We start from the raw sequence: 21449 nt of genomic DNA, 5'->3' as shown, positions 1-21449 counted from the left end.
GGTTCTCGTTGCTTCGGCCGATATTGCAAATCCGTCAGACACCTGCTGTGATTGGGATTGATGCTGACCCCGGCGCATATTCGATAACCCAGCCTAAGGCTGAGATCAATGTAACAACCACCCCTGGGCAATTTACGGTTCACTCGACTCGGCCTGAGCTTACCATAGATCAATCACGAGCGTGGGAAGCCTATAATGGTGGAAAGATGCTGGATATGAACAAGCGTATCTATTCCGGAATTCAACAGTTATACCTTCAGGGCATTGCGAGAAAGGTTGAGCAAGGCAATCGAATGGCTCAGTTTTTTAGACCTGGTAATACAATTGCGGAAGTATACGGTATGGATACAGAGCCAAATTCGTTTCCAGAGATTCGAGGCCCGGCATCCTACGATAATGTTGATATTCAAATCGAAACGAGAGCTCCGCAAATCGATTTTCGAGCTGTGAAAGTCGACATTCAGGTGGAAAGACGTAATCCGGAAATTGAATATACTCGTGGAAAGTTAAATATATATATGCAGCAATATGCTTCGATTCAGTTTATTCCACCAGAATTGAATGTTCAATTGTAGCTCCTTAAGCTGTAGATGTGCCAGAAAGCGCCTCTATAGCTTTTGTGCTATATAATGTAATAGAATCTCGTAAGAAGCTAGTTTTGCATAGCAAAACTTTTGAGGAGTGAACAACTTGATTATAGAAACACTATCTTGGGGCAAACTAGAAGTGGATACGGAGCAGATTTATCATTTTTCTAAAGGTTTACCAGGATTTGACGATGAAACAGACTTTATCTTAATTGAGATGCCTGAGACGCCCTTTGCGTATTTACAGTCTATAAGAGAAAAGGGATTATCGTTTCTGCTAGGCGATCCGTTTGTTTTTTTTCCATCTTATGAATTCGAACTGCCTGATGATGAGGCTGAAGAGTTAGAAATCGACACAGAGGTGATCGTCCGTTGCGTGATTACACTGAAGGAACCAGTCGATCACTCTACAATTAATCTTCTGGCACCCGTTGTATTGAATCCGGTAGTCCATTCGGGAAAACAAATTGTTTTGCATAGAGCCCCTTATCATACGAAGCATAGCCTTCTGCAAGATCAGTCGGTTATAGATGGAAAGGAAGGTGGATGATATGCTCGTACTTTCCCGTAAAAAAGGGGAGTCTATTGTCATTCAAGATCAGATTGAGCTGACAATCTTAAGCGTAGATGGTGACACGGTAAAAATTGGTATTTCTGCACCAAAACATGTCGATATTTTTCGTAAAGAGGTATATCTCTCGATCCAAAAGGCTAACCGTGAGTCTGTCGCTCCTCAGCAGTCTGATTTGAATGCATTGATCCATCGACTTCGTGGTGTAAATAAGAATGAATGATTGACATGTAGCACACACATAATCCAAAACCTGGGACTTCGTAATCGCTGACTCGGGTTTTTTATTTTATTTTGGAGAATTTAACCAAGAAATTTCAAAAAAACTTTGATTTGCTCTAAACAGTTGGGTGCATACCGTCGATATATGTATTAGACGCTGAGCCAGCAGGGCGGCCGACCTTAATGGATCAGCGTTTACCACATGGATGTGGAACTAATTTAATTTCAGGGAGGAAATATCAAATGATTATTAACCACAATATCGCAGCTTTGAATACTCACCGTCAATTGGGTGCAAACACTGCAGCAACTAGCAAGAACATCGAGAAATTGTCTTCCGGTCTTCGCATCAACCGTGCAGGTGATGATGCTGCTGGTCTGGCAATCTCCGAAAAAATGCGTGGACAAATCCGTGGTTTGGATATGGCTGCAAAGAACTCTCAAGATGGTATCTCTTTGATCCAAACTGCTGAAGGTGCATTGAATGAAACTCATAGCATTCTTCAACGTATGCGTGAGTTATCTGTTCAATCTGCAACTGATACAAATACAAACTCAGATCGTTCAGAACTTCAAGAAGAAATGAACCAATTAGTGAAAGAAATTGATAGAATTTCGACTACAACTGAGTTCAATACTCAAAAGTTGTTGAATGGTTCTTTCAAGGGAACATTCCAAATTGGTGCGAACCAAGGGCAAACTATTGACTTGTCAGTTGCAGCAATGGGTTCCGCGGCACTTGCATTGACTGCAAGTTCTACTGTTGAGTCTGGTGTTGCATCAACAGGTTTTGCTGATGGAACATATACTGTTGATGGTACGGATGTTAAAGATGCTAGCGGTACAAAAATTGGTACAATAGCTGGTGATACTGTAAAAGATGCGGCTGGTACTGTACAAATTACCTTCACAAAGGGCACACCAGCAGATGGTTCAACTATTGTTATTAAAAACAATCAAGCTGAACTTAGACAAGAATTAACTGCCGCTGGATCAAACTTGTCTTCAGGTAATTATGAAGTCCAAGGCGCAAATGTAATACGAGATGGACAAATCGTAGGTAAGTTTGCTGGTGGTAATATTACGGAGTTAGATGGCAAAGCAGTCACTATTGCTAACACCGACTTAGGAATTAAAGGTGCGTTGGCGGATGGTTCTAAATTCACAATTAATAGTGCTGATATCTCTACAAGAGAAAAGGCACAAGGTACAATTACCTCTGTTAATAACGCTATCGAATTGGTATCCAAAGAACGTTCTAAACTAGGTGCTGTTCAAAACCGTCTAGAGCACACAATCAACAACTTGGGAACTTCTTCCGAGAACTTGACTGCAGCTGAGTCCCGTATTCGTGACGTTGATATGGCTAAAGAAATGATGGAACAAACAAAGAACAACATTCTTGCACAAGCTGCACAAGCTATGTTGGCTCAAGCTAATCAACAGCCACAAGGTGTTCTTCAATTGCTTCGTTAATTTCTATGATTCAATTAGAGATCCTGTATTCAGCAGGATCTCTTTTTTTATTTAATTATAGAAGGGAACTCAATGGTGAGATACTTCGATGTGATGAGAAAGATAATAGAGTTATTGCACTGCTTGTATTTTATGATGTGGTATCAGCGATAGATCAGATGGAACGTTCGATATCTATATGTGACATAGATATTGATACCACGCAAATAGAAGAATATTTAGAAATTTTATGGGTATTATCGAAGAGGTTGTATCAATATTGGAATATCATAATTGCGATCGAGCTAAATGTGTGATTCATAACTTCTTCTTGCCCAATTATCAGGATTTAAAAAAAGAGCTAGAAAGCATCCTACATATATATATTATTTCTTAATTCTGTAGAAATCTATCAATTAATCTTAGACAGTAATTAACTTCATTTGATCGGTCGATCTGCCGATAATAAGTCTACAAGGATTTCTAAACTAGAGGGAGAAATAAATTATGACAGAAAAAAAACGCATAGTTCTTGTTCCAAGTTATTTAGAGAAATTCGCTTGTATAGGATCAGCATGTGAAGATACTTGTTGTGTAGGGTGGCGAGTGGACATTGATCAAAAAACCTATAAGAAGTATAAAAATGTAGGCGATTGGGAAATTAAACCCCTTTTAAGCAAGCATATAAAACGTAATCGTTCCAATCCTTCGGAAGGGAATTATGCAAAGATAGTGATGAAGTCAGATACTGCATGCCCACTTCTAAATGAAGATAAACTATGCTCTATACAAAAGGAATTAGGAGAAGATTACCTTTCTAATGTATGTAGTACTTATCCTCGTGTCACAAACCAAGTTAATGAAATTTTAGAGAAATCCGCTACTTTATCTTGCCCTGAAGCTGCCCGGTTAGCTTTGTTAAACCCAGAAGGTATTCAATTTAATGAGATGGAAGAATCAATACACTCCCGAAATATGATTAGTAAGAAGTTGAATACTAATAGTAAAATTGCTATTCAGAAAATGGAAAGCTATTTTTGGGAGCTTCGTATTTTTACTATACAAGTATTACAGAACCGGAGTTATTCCTTAGCTCATAGAGTTACAATTCTTGGAATGTTCTACCAGAAGATACATGGGTATATTAATGAAGGGAACTTAAGTGGTATTCCACAGCAAATAGCATCATATACTATTTTGTTGGAGGATGGTAGTTTCAGAGAAGGTTTATCGGGTATATCTAGCTCTGTAGCAATTCAAATGCAGCTCTTAAAAGAATTAGCCGATGTCCGAGTATTCCACGGAATACAAAGTAAACGCTATATGGAGTGTTTTGGCGAAGTACTTCATGGAATTCAATACACTAAGGATTCAACAGTTGAGGAAATTGCAGAAAGATACCAAAAGGCATACGATGAACATTATGCTCTATTTATGTCAGAACATGAATATATATTAGAAAATTATTTAGTGAATTATGTGTACAAAAATTTATTCCCAAGAACAAGCGATGGAAATGTCTTTGAAGCATATATTATGCTTGTTGTTCACTATTCCCTAATCAAATTACATTTAATTGGAATGGCTGGACACCATAAGGAAGCTTTTGGCTTTGATCATGTTATTAAATTAATTCAATCATTTTCCAAAACAGTTGAGCACAATCCATTGTACTTGCGTGATGTAATTGAATTACTTAAGAAAAATAGCTATACCTCTATGGCTTATATGGCTATTCTAATAAATAACTGAATGAAGTATGTGCACCATAACGAGGCTTCTCCGTAGAGAAGCCTTTTCTGGCTTTATAAGATAAAGCTATAATGACAATCATAGATGTATTTTTAAAACGATATGTTGAAACAGTGCATCATAAAATATCAAAAAAAACTAAGAATGGTTTAGCAAAATGGCACCCAAAAAGATAATTTTTATGATTGTATTAATCTACTGTACAGAATAACCGATAGATATAGTATAAATAACACTTATATAGGGGGTTCCAGTATGGATGTTCGCCTTTCGAATTCTGGAAGTTATACAAAAAAAATAATGGATACGGGGGGGACATTATCTGCAACTCCTATGAATGAGCACAAAGAAGAAACTATCAAGTTAGGACAACTACGTAGCAATGTTGAATTAAAGAAGTTGGAGTCCCAAGGGTTCTCTGTCTCTACCGGAGAAGAACAGGTTATAAAGGCATTAGATAGAGCCCTTAAAGCATTGCAGGGTCCAACGACTACGTTTGAGGTCAGTGTACATAAGCAAACCAATGCCATCATGGTAAAGGTGCTCAATAAAGAAACTGGAGAATTAATTAGAGAAATTCCTCCTGAGAAAACACTGGATCTTGTTGCGAACATGATGGAAATTGTAGGTATAATGATTGATGAAAGAATATAGGAGCGGAGGATGATTACATGGTAACTCGTGTCAGCGGGATAGTTTCCGGACTAGATGTTGAAAGTCTCGTTAAGCAAATGATGGCGGCCAAACGTATACCTTTGGATAAGTTAAATCAACAAAAGCAGACGCTTCAGTGGCAACGTGACAACTATCGTGAGATTAATAGCAAACTTATCGAATTTCAAAATACAAAGTTAAAGGCTTATGATAAGTCGTCTGCATTAAATACCCAGACATCTGTTGTCAGCGGGAATACAACTGCATTGAAGGCCGATGCAACCGCAGATGCAAATGGGATCCCAATGAAAATGGAGATTACTCAGTTAGCAAAACCAGTAACTAGGGAAACAGGAGCTATAACATTGACGGATGGAACTAAGATTACATCCGCCTCTAAGCTAAGCGCGCTTACTGGCGCTTCTGCTACATCGGCCTATAATATTACAATTAATGGAACAGAATTCAGTTTTTCCAAGGATGCAAGTATATCTGATGTTGTTTCAAAAATTAATATAAATACTAAAGCCAACGTTACAGCTGTATTTGATGAGGTCTCAGGTAAGTTTTCGATAGCTTCAAAAACTTATGGTTCTAATGTACTCACACTAAGTGCGAACACAGTAGTAGATCCGGATCCAAATACAGCACCAGATACGAGTAGCAATAGCTTGATTGATTTGTTTGGATTAACTGGTCCCAATACTGATTTTAAGCAAGCTAAGGTTAAGGTCCTTGATAATACTGACCCAACTAAGTTCACAGAATTAAGTTTTGATAGTAATAATTTTATATTGAACGGTGTGAGTTTTACTTTACTTTCAACGACAGTTACCGGGAATCCAACAACAGTCACTACTCAATCAGATTCGACAAAGTCTTTAGAAACTATCACTAGTTTTGTGAAGGACTATAATGATTTGATAAGCATGTTACAAAGTAAAATCGACGAAGAGAGGTATAAGGATTTCACACCTCTATCTGATGAGCAAAAGAAAGAAATGACGGATAATGATATTGAATTGTGGGAGAAGAAAGCAAAAAGTGGATTGCTGAGAAATGATGAGATTTTGAAGTCGGCTATATCCTCGATGCGGTATGAACTTTCAAACAAATTGGGAGATCTCAGTTTGATTGGTATAACAACAGGTTCATATAGTGAAAATGGAAAACTATATATTAATGAAACTAAATTAAAAGAATCACTTTTAAATAATCCACAGAAAATCATTAATTTATTTCAAGGTGGGTCTGGTGCTGATGGATTATTCGATAAATTAATTACTACTGTTGGAAATACTTTAGATAGAATTGTGACTAAAGCAGGAACCTCAAAGTTTTCATCAGATGTAACTATGGCCTTTAAGACAGATAGTTTAATGGGAAAGCGATTGACTAATTATAATACTAGGATCGCAGCACTTCAGACGCGCCTTGCTAACATGGAGACAAACTACTACAAACAGTTTACGGCCATGGAAACAGCAATGAATAAATATAACTCTCAGTCTTCAGCATTGTCTGGATTTATGGCACAATAACCGATAGAGGTGAATATACATGATGACTTCTCCATATGACAAATACCGTCAGTCGTCAGTTCAAACATCAACTCCAGCACAGTTGGTAATCATGTTGTACGACGGAGCGATCCGCTTTGTAAGAACGGCAATTGATGGACTTACAAAACAAGATTTTGAGAAAACAAATCTTAATTTCGGTAAAGCCCAGACAATTATGAGTGAACTGATGTCGACATTAGATCATTCTTATGAAGTTTCTAAGAATTTGTTCTCACTTTATGAATATACTAATCATCTTTTAATTGAAGCCAATATTCGCAAAAGCCCAGAAAAAGCAGAAGAGGCTATTGGCTACTTAACCGAGCTTCGGGAAACTTGGCTACAAGCATCGAAGATCGCTGTGGGTCAGGGACAGGCTGAAAGTGCTCATGGATGAATTAATCCGGAGTTTGGATCAACTCACCCGGGAGATCGAAGAGCGTCTTCAAGAGACTACCTATGAGGAGTTAGAGGCTTTTGTAGACGAACGCCAGAAACTTGTCGATTCTATTGCAGAAGAAGCAACTATTTGTCGAACGACGCTTGCACAGAAGCAAGAAATAAATCGAATCTTGGAACATGATAATGTGATCTTAAATAGAATGAACACTTTACGTTTGGAAGCTCAAGACTGGCTGCAGAAGCGGAATCAGGCCAAAACACAACGCAACGCCTACGAGGCCGCCTACACCCCAGATAGTTTTCTTATGGATCGCAAAAAATAATTTATCGGTGTTTCACTATAGGAGTAGACGGGTATTAAATACCGTCTGCTCCTTTTTTTGATCATTGTACCGAATCTATTTCTTGTTTATGGAAAATTTAATAGTTTATTTTACGTGGTAAATTATTGAATGTAAACATTTTCTTTTCCAATTGACAATAAAGAAGTTACGGTGGTATAGTCGAATTGTGAGCAAGACTCACGTTCATCTGATGACGAAGGGAATGTTTAATCAATGGAAGGTAAAGTAAAATGGTTTAACGCAGAAAAAGGTTATGGTTTTATCGAGACTGCAGACGGTGGCGACGTATTCGTACACTTTTCCGCGATTCAAACTGATGGTTTCAAGACATTGGATGAAGGTCAATCCGTAGAATTCGATATCGTTGAAGGTGCACGTGGACCACAAGCAGCTAACGTAATCAAATTATAATCATCCGGCGAAGCCGAACTACATATAAGTAGATGGTTAGCAATTTAGACAGCGCTAGCAGGGATCTTGGAATCTTCCAAGATCCTTTTTTTGTGCGTTCATATGTGTCTAGTATAGCCAATCCTAGTAAAGAAAATAGCCTATTTTGTAAATTCATTTTATGGAAAATGTTAGAACTCTGCAAAAGGTGGGTAATAGATATACGTTGAGCTGTTTATCTTACCTCGACACACACTATGTTAGCCTAGGTTACTACATTCACGAAGAAATTCAATATAGCCTAAGCTATCAAAACAATTAGGAGGGTGATTAGCAGGATGAAGAAGATGTGGCGCGGTCTTATGACCGGAATATTAGGTACTAGTATGTTATTGGGGTCTCTCGGCAGCGTATCTGCTGCAGCTGTACCTAAGGATATTCAAGGCCACTGGGCGCAAGGTCAGCTGCAGGAATGGCTAGATAGAGGTTACCTTGGAGGCTACCCAGATGGAACGGTAAAACCAAACAAAGCAATTACGCGTGGTGAGTATGTGACTATGGTAAATCGCCTGTTAGGGTTTACAACTAAAGCAACAGTAACTTTCAAAGACATGAAGAGCACAAACTGGAATTACAGTGAAGTGGCTAAAGCCGTGGAAGCTGGATATATCGGAGGATACGAGGATAATACGTTCCGTCCTAATAATCCGCTTACAAGAGAAGAAGCAGCTGTAATTACTGCAAAATTACTTAAATTGAGCACCAATACAACTTCGAACAAATTTAAAGACAATGCACAAATTGCAGCATGGGCAAAAGGTGCTGTAGCAGCCGCAGTGGAAAAGAAGATTGTTAACGGTTATCCAGATGGAACCTTTGGTCCTAAGAGATCGTTAACACGTGCCGAGGCTGTAGGTATTATCAATACTTCAGCTATCTATTATCCTGGTAGTGGCACAGGTGGTGGTGTAACACCTACACCAACTCCAACGGCTACTCCGACACCAACAGCTACACCAACCCCAACTGCTGCTCCAGGTGGTAGTACTGGCGGAGGTTCTGGCGGTGGTAACGGTGGCGGAAGTAGCACAGCGCCAACAGTAAGTGGGGCAACCTACGGTAATGTTGGTTCGGTCACAGCGGATGTATACCTGACACCTTCCGTAACTGGTGCAGTATACTATGTTGTAGCTCCTTATAATGCTGATGTAATTGCTCCAACTGCATTACAGGTGGAAAAAGGACAAATTAGTAACGGGACTGCAAGTGGTATCCATGGTAGTGTTGCGACTGTAGCTAACACAACGGTTACATTCTCTGTTTACGGATTGAATCCTGGTACAGAATATGCAACATATATCACGCTTGCGGATGCAGCTGGTAACTTGTCTACTGTAACGACAGTTCGGTTGACTACTGCTCAAGCTACTGCTAGCTCGATTTCGCTTTTTGAGCCGGGACAAGTTAGTACAGTTACAGCAGATGTATATGTTAAATATGGTGTAACAGGTGGCGATACAACCCCAGTTAGATATGTAGTATTGCCGGCAAATGAGAAGGCACCTACTGCAGCACAGATTGCTTTAGGCCAAAATGGTAGCGGTACTGCATTGGCTGCTCCATGGACTAACACGCTTACGTTTGCTCCTGGTGTAAAGCATACACAGACTTTAACTGGTTTAGCAGCAAATACTGCCTATAAGGTATATGTTATTGCAGGATCGGGTTCTCAATGGTCCCCTGTAGAAATTATTCAAATTCATACCAAATAGCCTGACCTTATGTGATTTCATTCGGAGAATATAAGAGTGGAATCCGTACTATAATAACGACAGGTTTACTTTTGGTCCGGTAGGGCGATTGGTTGCTCTTACCGGACTTGTTTTATTTGTGAACGCTATGACAACATTTGTTATCTAAATGTAAGGGCTGTAAGGAATTGCTTTTTACTTAGCGCTTACAATTTGGTATAATGAAGGTGTAACTAAAGGAGGAGTGGCCATGCAATTCACCATTCGAGGTCAACAAATTGACGTGACCGACGCTTTGAGAGAGTATGTTGATAAGAAGCTCAGCAAACTTGAGAAGTATTTCGAAGCACCCCCTACCTCTGAAGGGTCTGTGACGCTTGGCGTAGTTCGCGGCCTTCATACGGTGGAAGTAACCATTCCGCTTGCTGGCGTGACGCTTCGTGCGGAAGATCGCAGCGATGACATGTATGCTTCCATAGACGCCGTTGTGGACAAGCTGGAACGTCAAATTCGCAAACACAAAACGAAGCTGAATCGGAAGTTCCGTCAAGAGGGACTCAAAACGCTGTTTGTGGATGGAGCTAGTGCCGCTGTTGCTGTAGAAGAACAAGATTATGATGATTTAGAAGTGGTTAGGAACAAACGCTTTACGATGAAGCCGATGGATGTGGAAGAAGCGATTCTTCAAATGAACATGGTAGGACATAATTTCTTTGTGTTTTCCAATATCGACACCTCGGAAGTTAGCGTAGTTTACAAACGTGATGATGGTAAATATGGACTGATTGAACAGGGCTAAGATACGATGATGCCAGTTATGCTCTAAGTATAAAGGGCCTCGAGAGTTAGTCAGGACTTAAGAAATTTAAACCGAGCCCCTATTCGCTTATAGCGAATAGGGCTCTTGTGCGTATATATGAAAAATGTGGCTGTTACACCTTGTATTGCGGCATCTCTTACAAACTGTTACAATTTATGAAGCAGCGGAATCGAATTTATAAATGGCCCTTTCAATTTTGTGAGGATGGGCTCGGTTCCACCATCTGTGTTGCATGAAAGGGGTTAACCATGCTAGGACTTGTAAAGAAAATATTCGGAGACACAAACGATCGTGACGTTAAACGTCTCATGAAGACAGTCGATGTAATTAATGGATTGGAGCCGGAATTTGTAGCATTATCCGATGAAGCTTTAAAAGCTAAGACGGAAGAGTTCCGCGCCCGTATTGAGAAAGGCGAAACCTTGGAAGAAATTCTTCCTGAGGCGTTTGCAACCGTACGTGAAGCTTCCAAACGGACGCTTGGCATGCGGCATTTTGATGTACAGTTAATTGGTGGTATGGCCCTGCATGAAGGCCGAATCTCCGAGATGAAGACTGGTGAAGGTAAGACTCTAGTAGGAACATTGCCAGTGTACTTAAATGCTTTGCTTGGTAAAGGCGTACACGTAGTAACGGTCAATGACTATTTGGCTCAGCGCGACAGCGCACAAATGGCACAAATCTATAACTTCCTGGGCATGACGGTTGGGGTTAACCTAAGCGGTATGGACCATGCTGATAAACAAGATGCTTACGCCTGCGATATTACGTATGGCACGAACAACGAATTTGGTTTCGATTATTTGCGTGACAACATGGTGCTTTATAAAGAACAAATGGTTCAGCGCCCTCTTTATTTCTGCATTATTGATGAAGTGGACTCCATTCTTATTGATGAAGCACGTACACCTCTTATCATTTCCGGACAAGCTGAGAAGTCTACTGAATTGTACTTTGCAGCAGACCGTTTTGTGAAAAAGCTTAAAGCTGAAGAAGACTACACAGTTGATATCAAAGTGAAGTCCGTAGCCTTGACTGAAAAAGGTGTAGCTACTGCTGAACGCGCTTTTGGTATTGAGAACTTGTATGATCACAGTCATGTAACTTTGAATCACCATATCGTCCAAGCCCTGAAAGCAAACGTAATTATGCGTCGTGACGTAGACTACGTTGTTAACGAGGGTGAGGTCGTTATTGTTGATGAATTTACGGGACGTTTAATGTCAGGCCGTCGTTATAGTGACGGTTTGCACCAAGCGATTGAAGCGAAGGAAGAAATCGAAGTACAGAATGAGAGCATGACGCTTGCTACGATTACTTTCCAGAACTATTTCCGTATGTATCGCAAATTGGGCGGTATGACAGGTACAGCTAAAACTGAGGAAGAAGAGTTCAAGAAGATTTATGGTCTTGAAGTTCTTCAAGTTCCTACGAATAAACCAAATCAGCGCATAGATATGCCAGATGTCGTCTACAAGAGTGAGAACGGTAAGTTCAACGCTGTTGTGGCAGAAATTGTAGAGCGTCACAAAAAGAACCAACCTGTACTTGTGGGTACAGTATCGATTGAGAATTCAGAGCTCGTATCTGAAATGCTGAAGCGCAAAGGCGTTAGACACCAAGTGCTTAACGCGAAGCATCACGCTGCTGAAGCTGAAATCATTACACATGCAGGTCAGCCAGGTACAGTTACGATTGCTACCAACATGGCAGGTCGTGGTACGGACATCGTTCTGGGCGAAGGTGTGACAGATCTTGGAGGTCTGCATATCATTGGTACAGAGCGTCATGAATCGCGCCGGATTGATAACCAGCTGCGTGGTCGTGCGGGTCGTCAAGGGGACCCAGGTTCTACACAATTCTACTTATCCCTTGGTGATGAGTTGATGAAGCGTTTTGGCGCTGACAACGTTTTGAGTATGATGGATCGCCTTGGGTTTGAGGAAGATCAGCCGATTGAGAGCCGCATGATTACGCGTGCTGTGGAATCTGCTCAGAAACGTGTTGAAGGTAATAACTTTGATATTCGTAAAGTCGTATTGCAATATGATGACGTGATGAATCAACAGCGTGAAATTATTTATAAACAACGCCGTGAGATTCTGGAGTCTGAAAATATTAAAGATATCGTACTTGAAATGATCAAGCCAGTTATTGAACGTATTGTTCACGCACACTGCAGTGACGATATTCCTGAGAACTGGGAGCTGCAAGAAGTTGCTGATTACGTAAACAGCAAGCTGCTTGAAGAAGGTGCTTTGACTCGCGATATTCTGTGGGGCAAGGAAGCAGAAGAGATCATTGAGTACATCTTCGAACGTGTACTTGAGAAATATGCTGCTCGTGAAGAACGCCTGGGTTCAGAATTGGTACGTGAATTCGAGAAGGTAATTGTGCTGCGCTCCGTGGACAGCAAGTGGATGGATCATATCGATGCGATGGATCAATTGCGTCAAGGGATTCACCTGCGTGCTTACGGTGGTACAGATCCACTTCGCGAGTATCAATTCGAAGGTTTCGAAATGTTTAATACTATGACGGCTACGATTCAAGAAGAAGTAGCTACTTATATTATGAAGGCTCACATCGAGACAAATCAGGAGCGTCAATCCGTTGTAGAGGAAAATAAAATTTCCACTAACAGCGAACCTGCTGAGAAACGTCCGGTACATGTTGAGGCTGCGGCTGGTCGTAATGATCTTTGCCCTTGCGGAAGCGGCAAGAAGTACAAGAACTGCCACGGTCAAAACGCATAAGACAAACGTTTAGTAGCGCTCATATTCAGGTGTTGAAGATGTAAGTCTTTAACCCTGATCTCTATGGGTATACTAACCATAAAGAGCGGCTGGGCCCGGGGGTATCCCCCGTTTACGGCCCAGTCGCTTTTTTGGATATTTAGCACTTGAGTGAATGTGGAATGGAGAGAAGGTTTGGAACTGGAAAAACGGAGTGTTGCCTTTGTTTCGGGATTCCAACCGCTATGCGGTTATCAATTCAAGGAATCTGGAAACAACAGCGATCGGAAGTCCAATCCTTCTCGGAATGGCTGAACATTCACTCATTACTAACTTTCCAATAGCGAGGACCGTAACAACCTATTTTGAAAGGTGAAGTGACCATATGATTGAAGCTAATGTAAAGCAGGATCTGCGTGAAATAGGCAAGAAACTAACTGACCTTAGGGGGTCTCTTTGACTTAGATCTTAAGCAAGAGATGATCTCGAACTTTGAAGAAAAAATGGCTGCTCCAGGCTTCTGGGATAATCCAGAGCAGGCACAGAGCGTGATCGGCGAGATGAATGCCGTGAAATCGTCCGTGGATCAATACGAGAAGCTGCAACAAGAATACGACGATGCTGCAATGATGGCGGAGCTTGCGGATGAAGAGGGCGATGAAGGTCTTGCGGCAGAGATTGGGGAGACGATCAGCAGTTTAGGCAGTAAAGTTGATGAATTCGAGCTGCAATTGCTACTTAACCAGCCGTATGACAAGCTGAATGCTATTCTTGAGCTCCATCCGGGTGCGGGCGGTACGGAATCCCAAGACTGGGGCCAGATGCTGCTGCGGATGTATACCCGTTGGGCTGAAAAACGTGGATTCAAGGTTGAGGTGCTGGACTACTTACCGGGTGATGAAGCGGGAATTAAGAGTGTCACACTACTTATTAAAGGCTTCAACGCCTACGGATATCTGAAAGCTGAAAAAGGTGTACATCGGCTAGTACGGATTTCTCCGTTTGACTCTTCGGGCAGAAGACATACTTCTTTTGTATCCTGTGATGTCGTTCCGGAAATTGCCGATGATGTAGAGGTTGAGATTCGTACGGAGGATCTTAAGATCGATACGTATCGTGCAAGTGGCGCCGGTGGACAGCATATTAATACCACAGACTCCGCGGTACGGATTACTCACTTACCTACAGGTGTGGTGGTAACCTGTCAGAACGAACGTTCACAGATCAAAAACCGCGAACAAGCGATGAAAATGCTGCGTTCCAAGCTATATGAGCGCAAACTGCAAGAGCAACAGCAGCATTTGGATGAGATTCGCGGTGAGCAATCCGATATTGCTTGGGGCAGTCAGATCCGTTCCTATGTATTCCATCCGTATAACATGGTTAAGGATCACCGTACTTCCGTGGAAACGGGGAATGTTGGCGCTGTGATGGACGGAGATATTGATGCATTCATTGATGGTTACTTGCGTAGCCAGATCAAGATTGAGGCAGAATAAAAGAGAGTTTCGGGGAAACGGATACCATTCATGGATTAGGATGGGATGGCCGTTTCTTCTTTCGTAGAGCAAGATGACACTTTAAGGAGAGCCTTTGAAATGCAAAAAGTCAATTCACGTAATAAACCCCCACTGATTCCTCTGAATGGGCCACTCCGACATGTGGTGGATACGATGTTAATTTTGCTCGGATCGCTAGTTACAGCGCTGGGGTTTAATCTTTTTTTTCTGCCTAATCATATTGCTTCTGGTGGTGTATCTGGTCTGTCTGTATTGGCTGAAGCTTGGTTTGGGGCTGAACCGGCATTTACGCAGTGGGCGCTTAATATTCCGTTGTTTGTACTCGGGGTAATCTTCTTGGGTAAACAATACGGAGTTCGCTCGCTGCTTGGGAGCTTTGTGTTGCCGCTCTTTATCTTGTTGACAAAAGATTTGCCTGCACCTACCACCAATCCACTCTTAGCTTCCATTTATGGCGGTATCTGTGTGGGGGTGGGGTTAGGTCTTGTGTTCCGCGGACGGGGCTCGACAGGTGGACTTACTATTTTGGCGCAGATTATTCAAAAGATATCCGGTCTCAGCTTCTCGATTTCCGTAGTGCTGTTGGACGGGACGGTCATTGTGCTGGCTGCTTTTATACTCGGTATGGAACAAGCACTATATGCACTGATCGGTCTGTTTGTTACAGGTAAGGCCATTAATGCGATAGAGGTAGGCTTCCGTTATACAAAGGTGGCTTACATAATCTCGGACAAGACGGAAGAAATATCTGAGGCGATTTTGAATGATCTGGATCGGGGTCTGACGAAGCTAGATGCACATGGCGGTTATACTGGTGATGAGCGTACGGTGTTGATGGTTGTAGTAGGCCAGAATGAGGTTTCCAGATTAAAAGCGATTGTTCAATCGGTAGATACTAGTGCTTTTGTGATTATAACTGAGGCGCATGAGGTGCTGGGTGAAGGGTTTAAAAGAGAAGTGTAATTTCTCCTCAAGGAGAAGCTATGCTTCTCTTTTTTTGTAAATACAATTATATTTAGGAATAAAGAAAGTTAACACTATGTGTTGTATTTATATTAATTGAGTCGTATAATAATACATATTTCTAAGACGGTATGCATTATATTATTTATTATAATTCATGATAAGCAGGAAGTGGGGATGACAGTGGAAGGCAAGCTGAGAGCGGCGATTGTTGGATCAACGGGTTATGGGGGCGTAGAGCTGATTCGGCTGCTACAAAGTCATCCTAAGGTAGAGATTACTTCGGTAATTTCCTCATCAAGTGCAGGGGATGCTATAGAGGAAGGTTTTCCGCATTTGACGGGCATCATTGATCGAAGGCTGGATGGCGTTGACCCGGCTCAGATGGCTGAGCGGGCGGATGTGGTATTTACGGCGACGCCGTCGGGTGTGAGCGCAAAGCTGGTACCGCAGCTGCTGGAAGCTGGACTTAAGGTCGTGGATCTGTCCGGTGATTTCCGATTGAAGGATGGTGCAGAGTATGAGCACTGGTATAAACATCCCGCTCCGGCTGATGAATATCTAGAGCAGGCTGTATACGGACTTTGCGAGGTGTTTGGAGAGCGTGCGGCTGGGGTAGATTTTATATCTAATCCAGGCTGTTATCCTACAGCTACACTTCTTGGACTAATTCCTGCAATTCAGGCAGGTTGGATTAAACACGACAGTATTATTATTGATGCTAAATCAGGAGTTACTGGAGCAGGACGCGGAACAAGCCTGATGGTGCATTATGCAGAGATTAATGAGAACTTTAAAGCTTATAAAATCAATAAGCATCAACATATACCAGAAATTGAGCAGACGCTCACAGAGGTTGCTGGAGAAAAGGTAACGGTAACGTTCACCACACATCTCGTGCCGATGAGCCGGGGAATTATGAGTACGATGTATGCAGGGATGATGGACAATTATACGGAGCAGGATTTTGTGAATTTATACCGTGAATATTATGCGGGCCGGCCATATGTGCGGGTGCGTGATGTAGGTGTGATTCCGGCGACAAAAGAAGTTAGCGGCTCTAATTATTGTGATATCGGATTTGCAACAGATACTCGTACAGGGCGGGTGACCATAGTCTCCGTCATTGATAATGTTGTAAAAGGTGCGGCAGGGCAGGCAATACAGAACCTTAATTTGATGATGGGATGGGAGGAAACCCTTGGCCTCGGCTACACACCTGTGTATCCATAAGGATCAGCGGTACAAATAATATGAGCGAGATTGAGTTATTTACCACCTTGGAGGGTGGAAGTATCACTTCACCTAAGGGTTTTAAGTCCGGAGGGTTGCATTGTGGATTAAAAAAAACAGATCGCAACGATCTCGGAGTGATTCTGTGTGAAGTTCCGGCAACGGCTGCGGCTGTGTATACGACGAATGTTTTTCAGGCGGCTCCGCTGAAAGTGACTCGCGAAAGCCTTTCGAACGGAGTATTGCAGGCGGTTATCGTGAACAGCGGGAATGCCAATGCCTGCACAGGCGAACAAGGCGAAGCAGATGCTTATGAGATGCGCGCTGCTGCGGCTCAGCATTTAGGTGTGGCCGTTAATGATGTGGCTGTTGCTTCGACTGGAGTTATCGGTGAACTGTTGAAAATGGACTGCGTACGTAACGGGATTACTGCAATACCAGAGAAGCTGGACGGAGGAGCTGTTGGCGCGGAGGAATTCTGCCAAGCTATTCTTACCACCGATTTAGTTAAAAAAGAGATTGCCGTGAAGGTGCTCGTTGGCGGTGTAGAAGTTACAATTGCCGGAGCTGCAAAGGGCTCAGGGATGATTCATCCTAACATGGCTACGATGCTTGGCTTTATGACCACAGATGCTGATATTGCAGCGGAGGATTTACTTAGTCTTTTGCGTTCAGCTACGAATGTTACTTTTAATATGATTACAGTCGATGGAGATACTAGCACCAATGATATGTTAGTGTCGATGGCGAGTGGGCTTGCCGGTAATGAGAAGCTGACAAGGCTGCATCCGGATTGGGACGCTTTTGCTGCTGGATTCACTTATGTGTGCCAGACGCTTGCCAAAGCGATTGCTCGAGATGGCGAAGGTGCAACTCACCTGATTGAGGTTCAAGTGAATGGGGCTGTTCATGATGAGGCGGCGGCAGCGATTGCTAAGACAGTGGTTGGTTCTAGTCTAGTGAAATCTGCTATTTTTGGAGCGGATGCGAACTGGGGACGGATTATTGCTGCGGTTGGACGCGCGGGTGTTCCGGTATCGCCGGAGCATGTGAACATTTCGTTAGGGGATATTGAGGTGCTTTTGCACTCGAAGCCAGTTGCTTTTGACGAGGAAAAGGCTTTGGCCTATTTGCAAAAAAGTGAAACTGTGCTGATCACTGTAGATCTGCATGATGGAAGCGGAAAAGCAACGGCTTGGGGCTGTGACCTAACTTACGATTATGTGCGTATTAACGCCGCATATCGCACTTAATTTATGGCGTGTTAAGCCCATAAGGGAAGGATATCGATTATATGACGCTAAATAGCGAGCTTGAACTTATAGATGCTTTAGATGGTAGTGGATTGTTTGTAATGAAATGCGGCGGAAGTACGCTTGCGGCTCTACCTGATTCTTTTTTTGAGGATTTGCGAGATTTGCAGGAGGAGGGCATTCAGCCAGTAATTGTTCATGGTGGAGGGCCAGCCATTTCCGAGAATCTAGCGAAACTGGGCATTGAAAGCAGCTTTGTGAATGGCCTGCGAGTAACCACCGAGGAAGTACTAGATGTTGTAGAGATGACGCTGGCAGGGAGTATAAACAAGGCGATTGTCCGGCGAATTCAAGGGAGTGGCGGTCTAGCTCTGGGGCTTTCGGGCATCGATGGCAATATGATTATTGCTAAACCAGTGGCGAACAGCGCCGAAGTAGGTTTGGTAGGAGAAGTAACGGAAGTTAAGGCTGAGATCATAACTGGTATTGTTGGGATGGGTTATATTCCTGTCATTGCACCTATCGGAGTAGATGCAGCAGGTCAGCGCTACAATATTAACGCAGATACGGCAGCAGGGGCAGTTGCTTCCTATGTGCAGTCTCCCAAAATGATCGTCGTCACAGATGTGCCAGGCATCATGAGTACAGTGGAAGGTGAAAAGATTGTGCTTCCCTCCGTTACTGTACAGGAAATCGAAGCCTTGATCGAAAGTGGGGAAATCTACGGTGGCATGATCCCTAAAGTGCGGGCAGCTATCGATTGCATTCAGGGCAGCGTATCAGAGGTTATCATTGTGGATGGAAAAGAACCGCGGGTGCTTAGTCGAGTACTGCAAGGTGAAGCGATAGGTACACGTATTATTCGTTCGTAGAATCATAGATGAATACAAATTAGAGGCGCAGCCTGTTCACAGGAGCAGCCGATAGGAGAGTGACTTAGAATGAGCAAGCTTACACAAGCGGAGTTGGATTCGCAAGCAGGGGCACAGCAGACCGATACAGTAGGATCAGGTACACCGGATGTTACAGCAGGCAAGCTGAGTGCAGTGTTCCCTTCTTACGCCAGATATGATATCAGCTTAGTTAAAGGCAAGGGTACCTGGGTATGGGATGATAAAGGCAATAAGTATCTGGATTTCACCAGTGGATTGGCTGTGACCAGTCTAGGTCATGCTCCTGAAAAAGTCGGCGCTAAGCTGAAGGATCAGATTGATACGCTCTGGCATGTCTCGAATCTGTTCCATATTCCGGGACAAGATAAAGTTGCCAACCTTCTGACAGAGAATAGCTGCGCTGATCAAGTATTTTTCTGCAATAGCGGGGCAGAAGCGAATGAGGCTGCTATTAAGCTGGCCCGCCGTTACCATCAGAAGATTAAAGGTGTCGACCGTTATGAGGTTATCACATTCGAACAATCCTTCCATGGACGTACACTGGCAACACTAACAGCTACAGGCCAGCAAAAGGTAAAAGAAGGCTTCCTGCCGCTTCCAGCAGGTTTCAAGACCGTACCCTTGCATGATCTCCCAGCGTTAGAAGCTGCTATCGGAGATCATACAGCTGCTATCATGCTGGAGATGGTACTTGCAGAGGGTGGCGTGCTTGAGGTAGAACCTGAGTTCTTGAACGCTGTAGTGGCCTTGTGTAAGAAACACGGATTGCTTCTGATTGTAGATGAAGTACAGACAGGTATGGGACGTACAGGAAAGCTGTTCGCTCATCAGCATTATGGAATTGAACCGGATATTTTCACCTTGGCAAAGGGGATTGCTAGTGGGTTCCCGGCAGGTTTAATGCTTGGCAAAGGATATTTGCGTGAAGCCTTCTCAGCGGGCAGCCATGCGTCCACCTTCGGGGGAACACCGCTAGCAACAGCTGTTATGGCAGCAACGATTGAGACGATGCTGGAAGATGAGCTTCCACAGCGCGCCGAAGATATGGGTAAGTACCTGACAGGTCTTTTGAAAGAGAAGCTGGCGGATTGTTCTTTTGTGAAGGATATCCGTGGTAAAGGGCTGTTGATCGGGATTGAATGTCAATCCCCAGTGGGCGATATTGTACTGGCTGGACAAAAGAAAGGCCTGTTGTTCGTGACAGCCGGTCCTAATGTTCTTCGTCTGCTGCCTAATCTATATGTAAGCAAAGAGGAGATCGACCAAGCGGTGGACATCCTATGCGAACTCATTCATACTTATGCTAAACAAGCAAACGGGGAGGTAAGCTCATGAGTCAGGGCGTACAGAGTAACAAACACACCATTGCGCAGCAACTGAAAGGCCGTGATTTACTGGAGCTGAACGATTACAGCCCGGAGGAAATTACGTATCTGATTGAATCGGCGATTGAGCTGAAGAAGAAGCAGAAAAATGGCGAAGAATTTCAGCCGCTGAAGGGGAAAACGATTGGTCTTATTTTTGAAAAATCCTCTACACGTACGCGTGTGTCGTTTGAAGTTGGAATGTATCAGCTGGGAGGGCATGCCCTATTCTTGAGCAAAAATGATATCCAGCTTGGACGCGGAGAAACCGTTGGAGATACAGCGCAAGTAATGTCGCGTTATCTCGACGGGATTATGATCCGTACCTTCGGCCATGACAAGGTTGAAGATCTCGCTCGTTATGCTTCTATTCCCGTAATCAACGGTCTTAGCGACCTGGCACATCCTTGCCAAGTGCTGGCGGATTATCAAACGATTTATGAGCACAAAGGAAAGCTCAAAGGCCTGAAGCTGGCTTACATCGGCGATGGCAACAATATGGCGCATTCCTTAATGATTGGCGGAGCTAAGCTGGGCGTGGACGTATCTATCGCCGGACCGGAAGGTTATGAGCCAGATGCAGCGGTTGTCGCAGAAGCTCGTGAGATCGCTAAAGAAACCGGAGCGAAGATTGTGGTCACTCGCAGCCCGCAAGAAGCTGTACAAGACGCTGACGTCATCTATACAGATGTATGGGCGAGTATGGGCTTCGAGGAGGAGCAAAAGGCACGTGAAGCGGCATTCAAGGACTATCAGGTCAATGAGGAGCTTGTAAAAGGCGCTAAGAGCGATTATCTCTTCCTGCACTGCCTGCCAGCCCACCGTGAGGAAGAGGTCAGCACAGGCGTGATTGACGGCCCTAACTCGGTGATCTTTGATCAGGCTGAGAACCGCCTGCATGCGCAAAAAGCTTTAATGGCTGCGTTGATGAGTTAAGGAATTTAAAAAATATAAAATATAAATCACTATATAAATTGA

Annotated in this window: 20 protein-coding genes; all 20 read left to right on the top strand. The window is 43.1% G+C overall.

What is annotated here, in order from left to right:
* Positions 1–8: 8 nt before the first annotated feature.
* The 20 genes from NSQ66_RS28300 (at position 9) to argF (ending at position 21407) form a co-directional block, all read left to right on the top strand.
* The gene (locus NSQ66_RS28300) at positions 9–575 is read left to right on the top strand and encodes a DUF6470 family protein (protein ID WP_076140722.1); all 567 of its coding nucleotides are present in this window, start codon (positions 9–11) and stop codon (positions 573–575) included.
* 115 nt (positions 576–690) lie between these two features.
* On the top strand, positions 691–1137 hold the full coding sequence (locus tag NSQ66_RS28295; RefSeq protein ID WP_076140724.1) for a flagellar assembly protein FliW: 447 nt from the start codon (positions 691–693) through the stop codon (positions 1135–1137).
* 1 nt (position 1138) lies between these two features.
* Positions 1139–1381 carry a carbon storage regulator CsrA gene (gene csrA / locus NSQ66_RS28290; protein ID WP_076140726.1) on the top strand — a complete coding sequence of 81 codons (243 nt, stop codon included), beginning with the start codon at positions 1139–1141 and terminating at the stop codon, positions 1379–1381.
* A gap of 242 nt (positions 1382–1623) precedes the next feature.
* Positions 1624–2856: a flagellin gene (locus tag NSQ66_RS28285; protein ID WP_076140728.1), complete on the top strand. Its 1233-nt coding sequence runs from the start codon at positions 1624–1626 to the stop codon at positions 2854–2856.
* Positions 2857–3342: 486 nt separating this feature from the next.
* Positions 3343–4587, top strand: a complete 1245-nt coding sequence (gene fliB / locus NSQ66_RS28280) for a flagellin lysine-N-methylase (RefSeq protein ID WP_076140731.1) — start codon at positions 3343–3345, stop codon at positions 4585–4587.
* Between the two features lie 255 nt (positions 4588–4842).
* The gene (locus NSQ66_RS28275) at positions 4843–5241 is read left to right on the top strand and encodes a flagellar protein FlaG (RefSeq protein ID WP_076140733.1); all 399 of its coding nucleotides are present in this window, start codon (positions 4843–4845) and stop codon (positions 5239–5241) included.
* Positions 5242–5258: 17 nt separating this feature from the next.
* Positions 5259–6782: a flagellar filament capping protein FliD gene (gene fliD / locus NSQ66_RS28270; RefSeq protein WP_076140734.1), complete on the top strand. Its 1524-nt coding sequence runs from the start codon at positions 5259–5261 to the stop codon at positions 6780–6782.
* A 19-nt stretch (positions 6783–6801) separates the two neighbouring features.
* Positions 6802–7200 (top strand): flagellar export chaperone FliS, encoded by a 399-nt coding sequence (gene fliS, locus NSQ66_RS28265; protein ID WP_076140736.1) that lies wholly within the window; start codon positions 6802–6804, stop codon positions 7198–7200.
* A gap of 13 nt (positions 7201–7213) precedes the next feature.
* Entirely contained in the window at positions 7214–7528 is a 315-nt protein-coding gene (locus tag NSQ66_RS28260; RefSeq protein ID WP_141118437.1) for a flagellar protein FliT, read from the top strand.
* A 234-nt stretch (positions 7529–7762) separates the two neighbouring features.
* A complete protein-coding gene (locus NSQ66_RS28255) occupies positions 7763–7960 on the top strand; it encodes a cold shock domain-containing protein (RefSeq protein ID WP_019915069.1) in 198 nt (65 codons plus the stop codon).
* 317 nt (positions 7961–8277) lie between these two features.
* Complete coding sequence (locus NSQ66_RS28250; protein ID WP_051491023.1) at positions 8278–9711, top strand: S-layer homology domain-containing protein; 1434 nt, start codon at positions 8278–8280, stop codon at positions 9709–9711.
* A gap of 229 nt (positions 9712–9940) precedes the next feature.
* Complete coding sequence (raiA, locus tag NSQ66_RS28245) at positions 9941–10489, top strand: ribosome-associated translation inhibitor RaiA (protein ID WP_036678506.1); 549 nt, start codon at positions 9941–9943, stop codon at positions 10487–10489.
* A 269-nt stretch (positions 10490–10758) separates the two neighbouring features.
* Positions 10759–13266: a preprotein translocase subunit SecA gene (secA, locus tag NSQ66_RS28240; RefSeq protein ID WP_036678509.1), complete on the top strand. Its 2508-nt coding sequence runs from the start codon at positions 10759–10761 to the stop codon at positions 13264–13266.
* 364 nt (positions 13267–13630) lie between these two features.
* Positions 13631–14744, top strand: a protein-coding gene (gene prfB, locus NSQ66_RS28235) for a peptide chain release factor 2 (RefSeq protein WP_143758633.1) whose coding sequence is annotated in 2 segments (ribosomal slippage) — positions 13631–13702 and positions 13704–14744 — 1113 coding nt in all. Because the reading frame shifts where the segments join, the coding sequence is not laid out codon by codon here.
* Between the two features lie 99 nt (positions 14745–14843).
* Positions 14844–15728, top strand: a complete 885-nt coding sequence (locus NSQ66_RS28230) for a YitT family protein (protein WP_036678511.1) — start codon at positions 14844–14846, stop codon at positions 15726–15728.
* Between the two features lie 183 nt (positions 15729–15911).
* Positions 15912–16961, top strand: a complete 1050-nt coding sequence (gene argC, locus NSQ66_RS28225; RefSeq protein ID WP_218640634.1) for an N-acetyl-gamma-glutamyl-phosphate reductase — start codon at positions 15912–15914, stop codon at positions 16959–16961.
* A 20-nt stretch (positions 16962–16981) separates the two neighbouring features.
* Positions 16982–18214: a bifunctional ornithine acetyltransferase/N-acetylglutamate synthase gene (argJ, locus tag NSQ66_RS28220; RefSeq protein ID WP_076212553.1), complete on the top strand. Its 1233-nt coding sequence runs from the start codon at positions 16982–16984 to the stop codon at positions 18212–18214.
* A gap of 41 nt (positions 18215–18255) precedes the next feature.
* A complete protein-coding gene (gene argB / locus NSQ66_RS28215; protein WP_076212550.1) occupies positions 18256–19086 on the top strand; it encodes an acetylglutamate kinase in 831 nt (276 codons plus the stop codon).
* Positions 19087–19155: 69 nt separating this feature from the next.
* Positions 19156–20442, top strand: a complete 1287-nt coding sequence (locus tag NSQ66_RS28210; protein ID WP_076212547.1) for an acetylornithine transaminase — start codon at positions 19156–19158, stop codon at positions 20440–20442.
* Positions 20439–21407: an ornithine carbamoyltransferase gene (gene argF, locus NSQ66_RS28205; RefSeq protein ID WP_076144657.1), complete on the top strand. Its 969-nt coding sequence runs from the start codon at positions 20439–20441 to the stop codon at positions 21405–21407. The genes NSQ66_RS28210 and argF overlap by 4 nt, the downstream gene beginning before the upstream one ends.
* Positions 21408–21449 lie beyond the last annotated feature (42 nt).

Source organism: Paenibacillus sp. FSL H3-0329 (genome assembly GCF_037963285.1).
Taxonomy (GTDB): domain Bacteria; phylum Bacillota; class Bacilli; order Paenibacillales; family Paenibacillaceae; genus Paenibacillus_AQ; species Paenibacillus_AQ odorifer.
The sequence above is the reverse complement of the archived record's forward strand: the minus strand, read 5'-3'. Positions and strand labels throughout refer to the sequence as shown.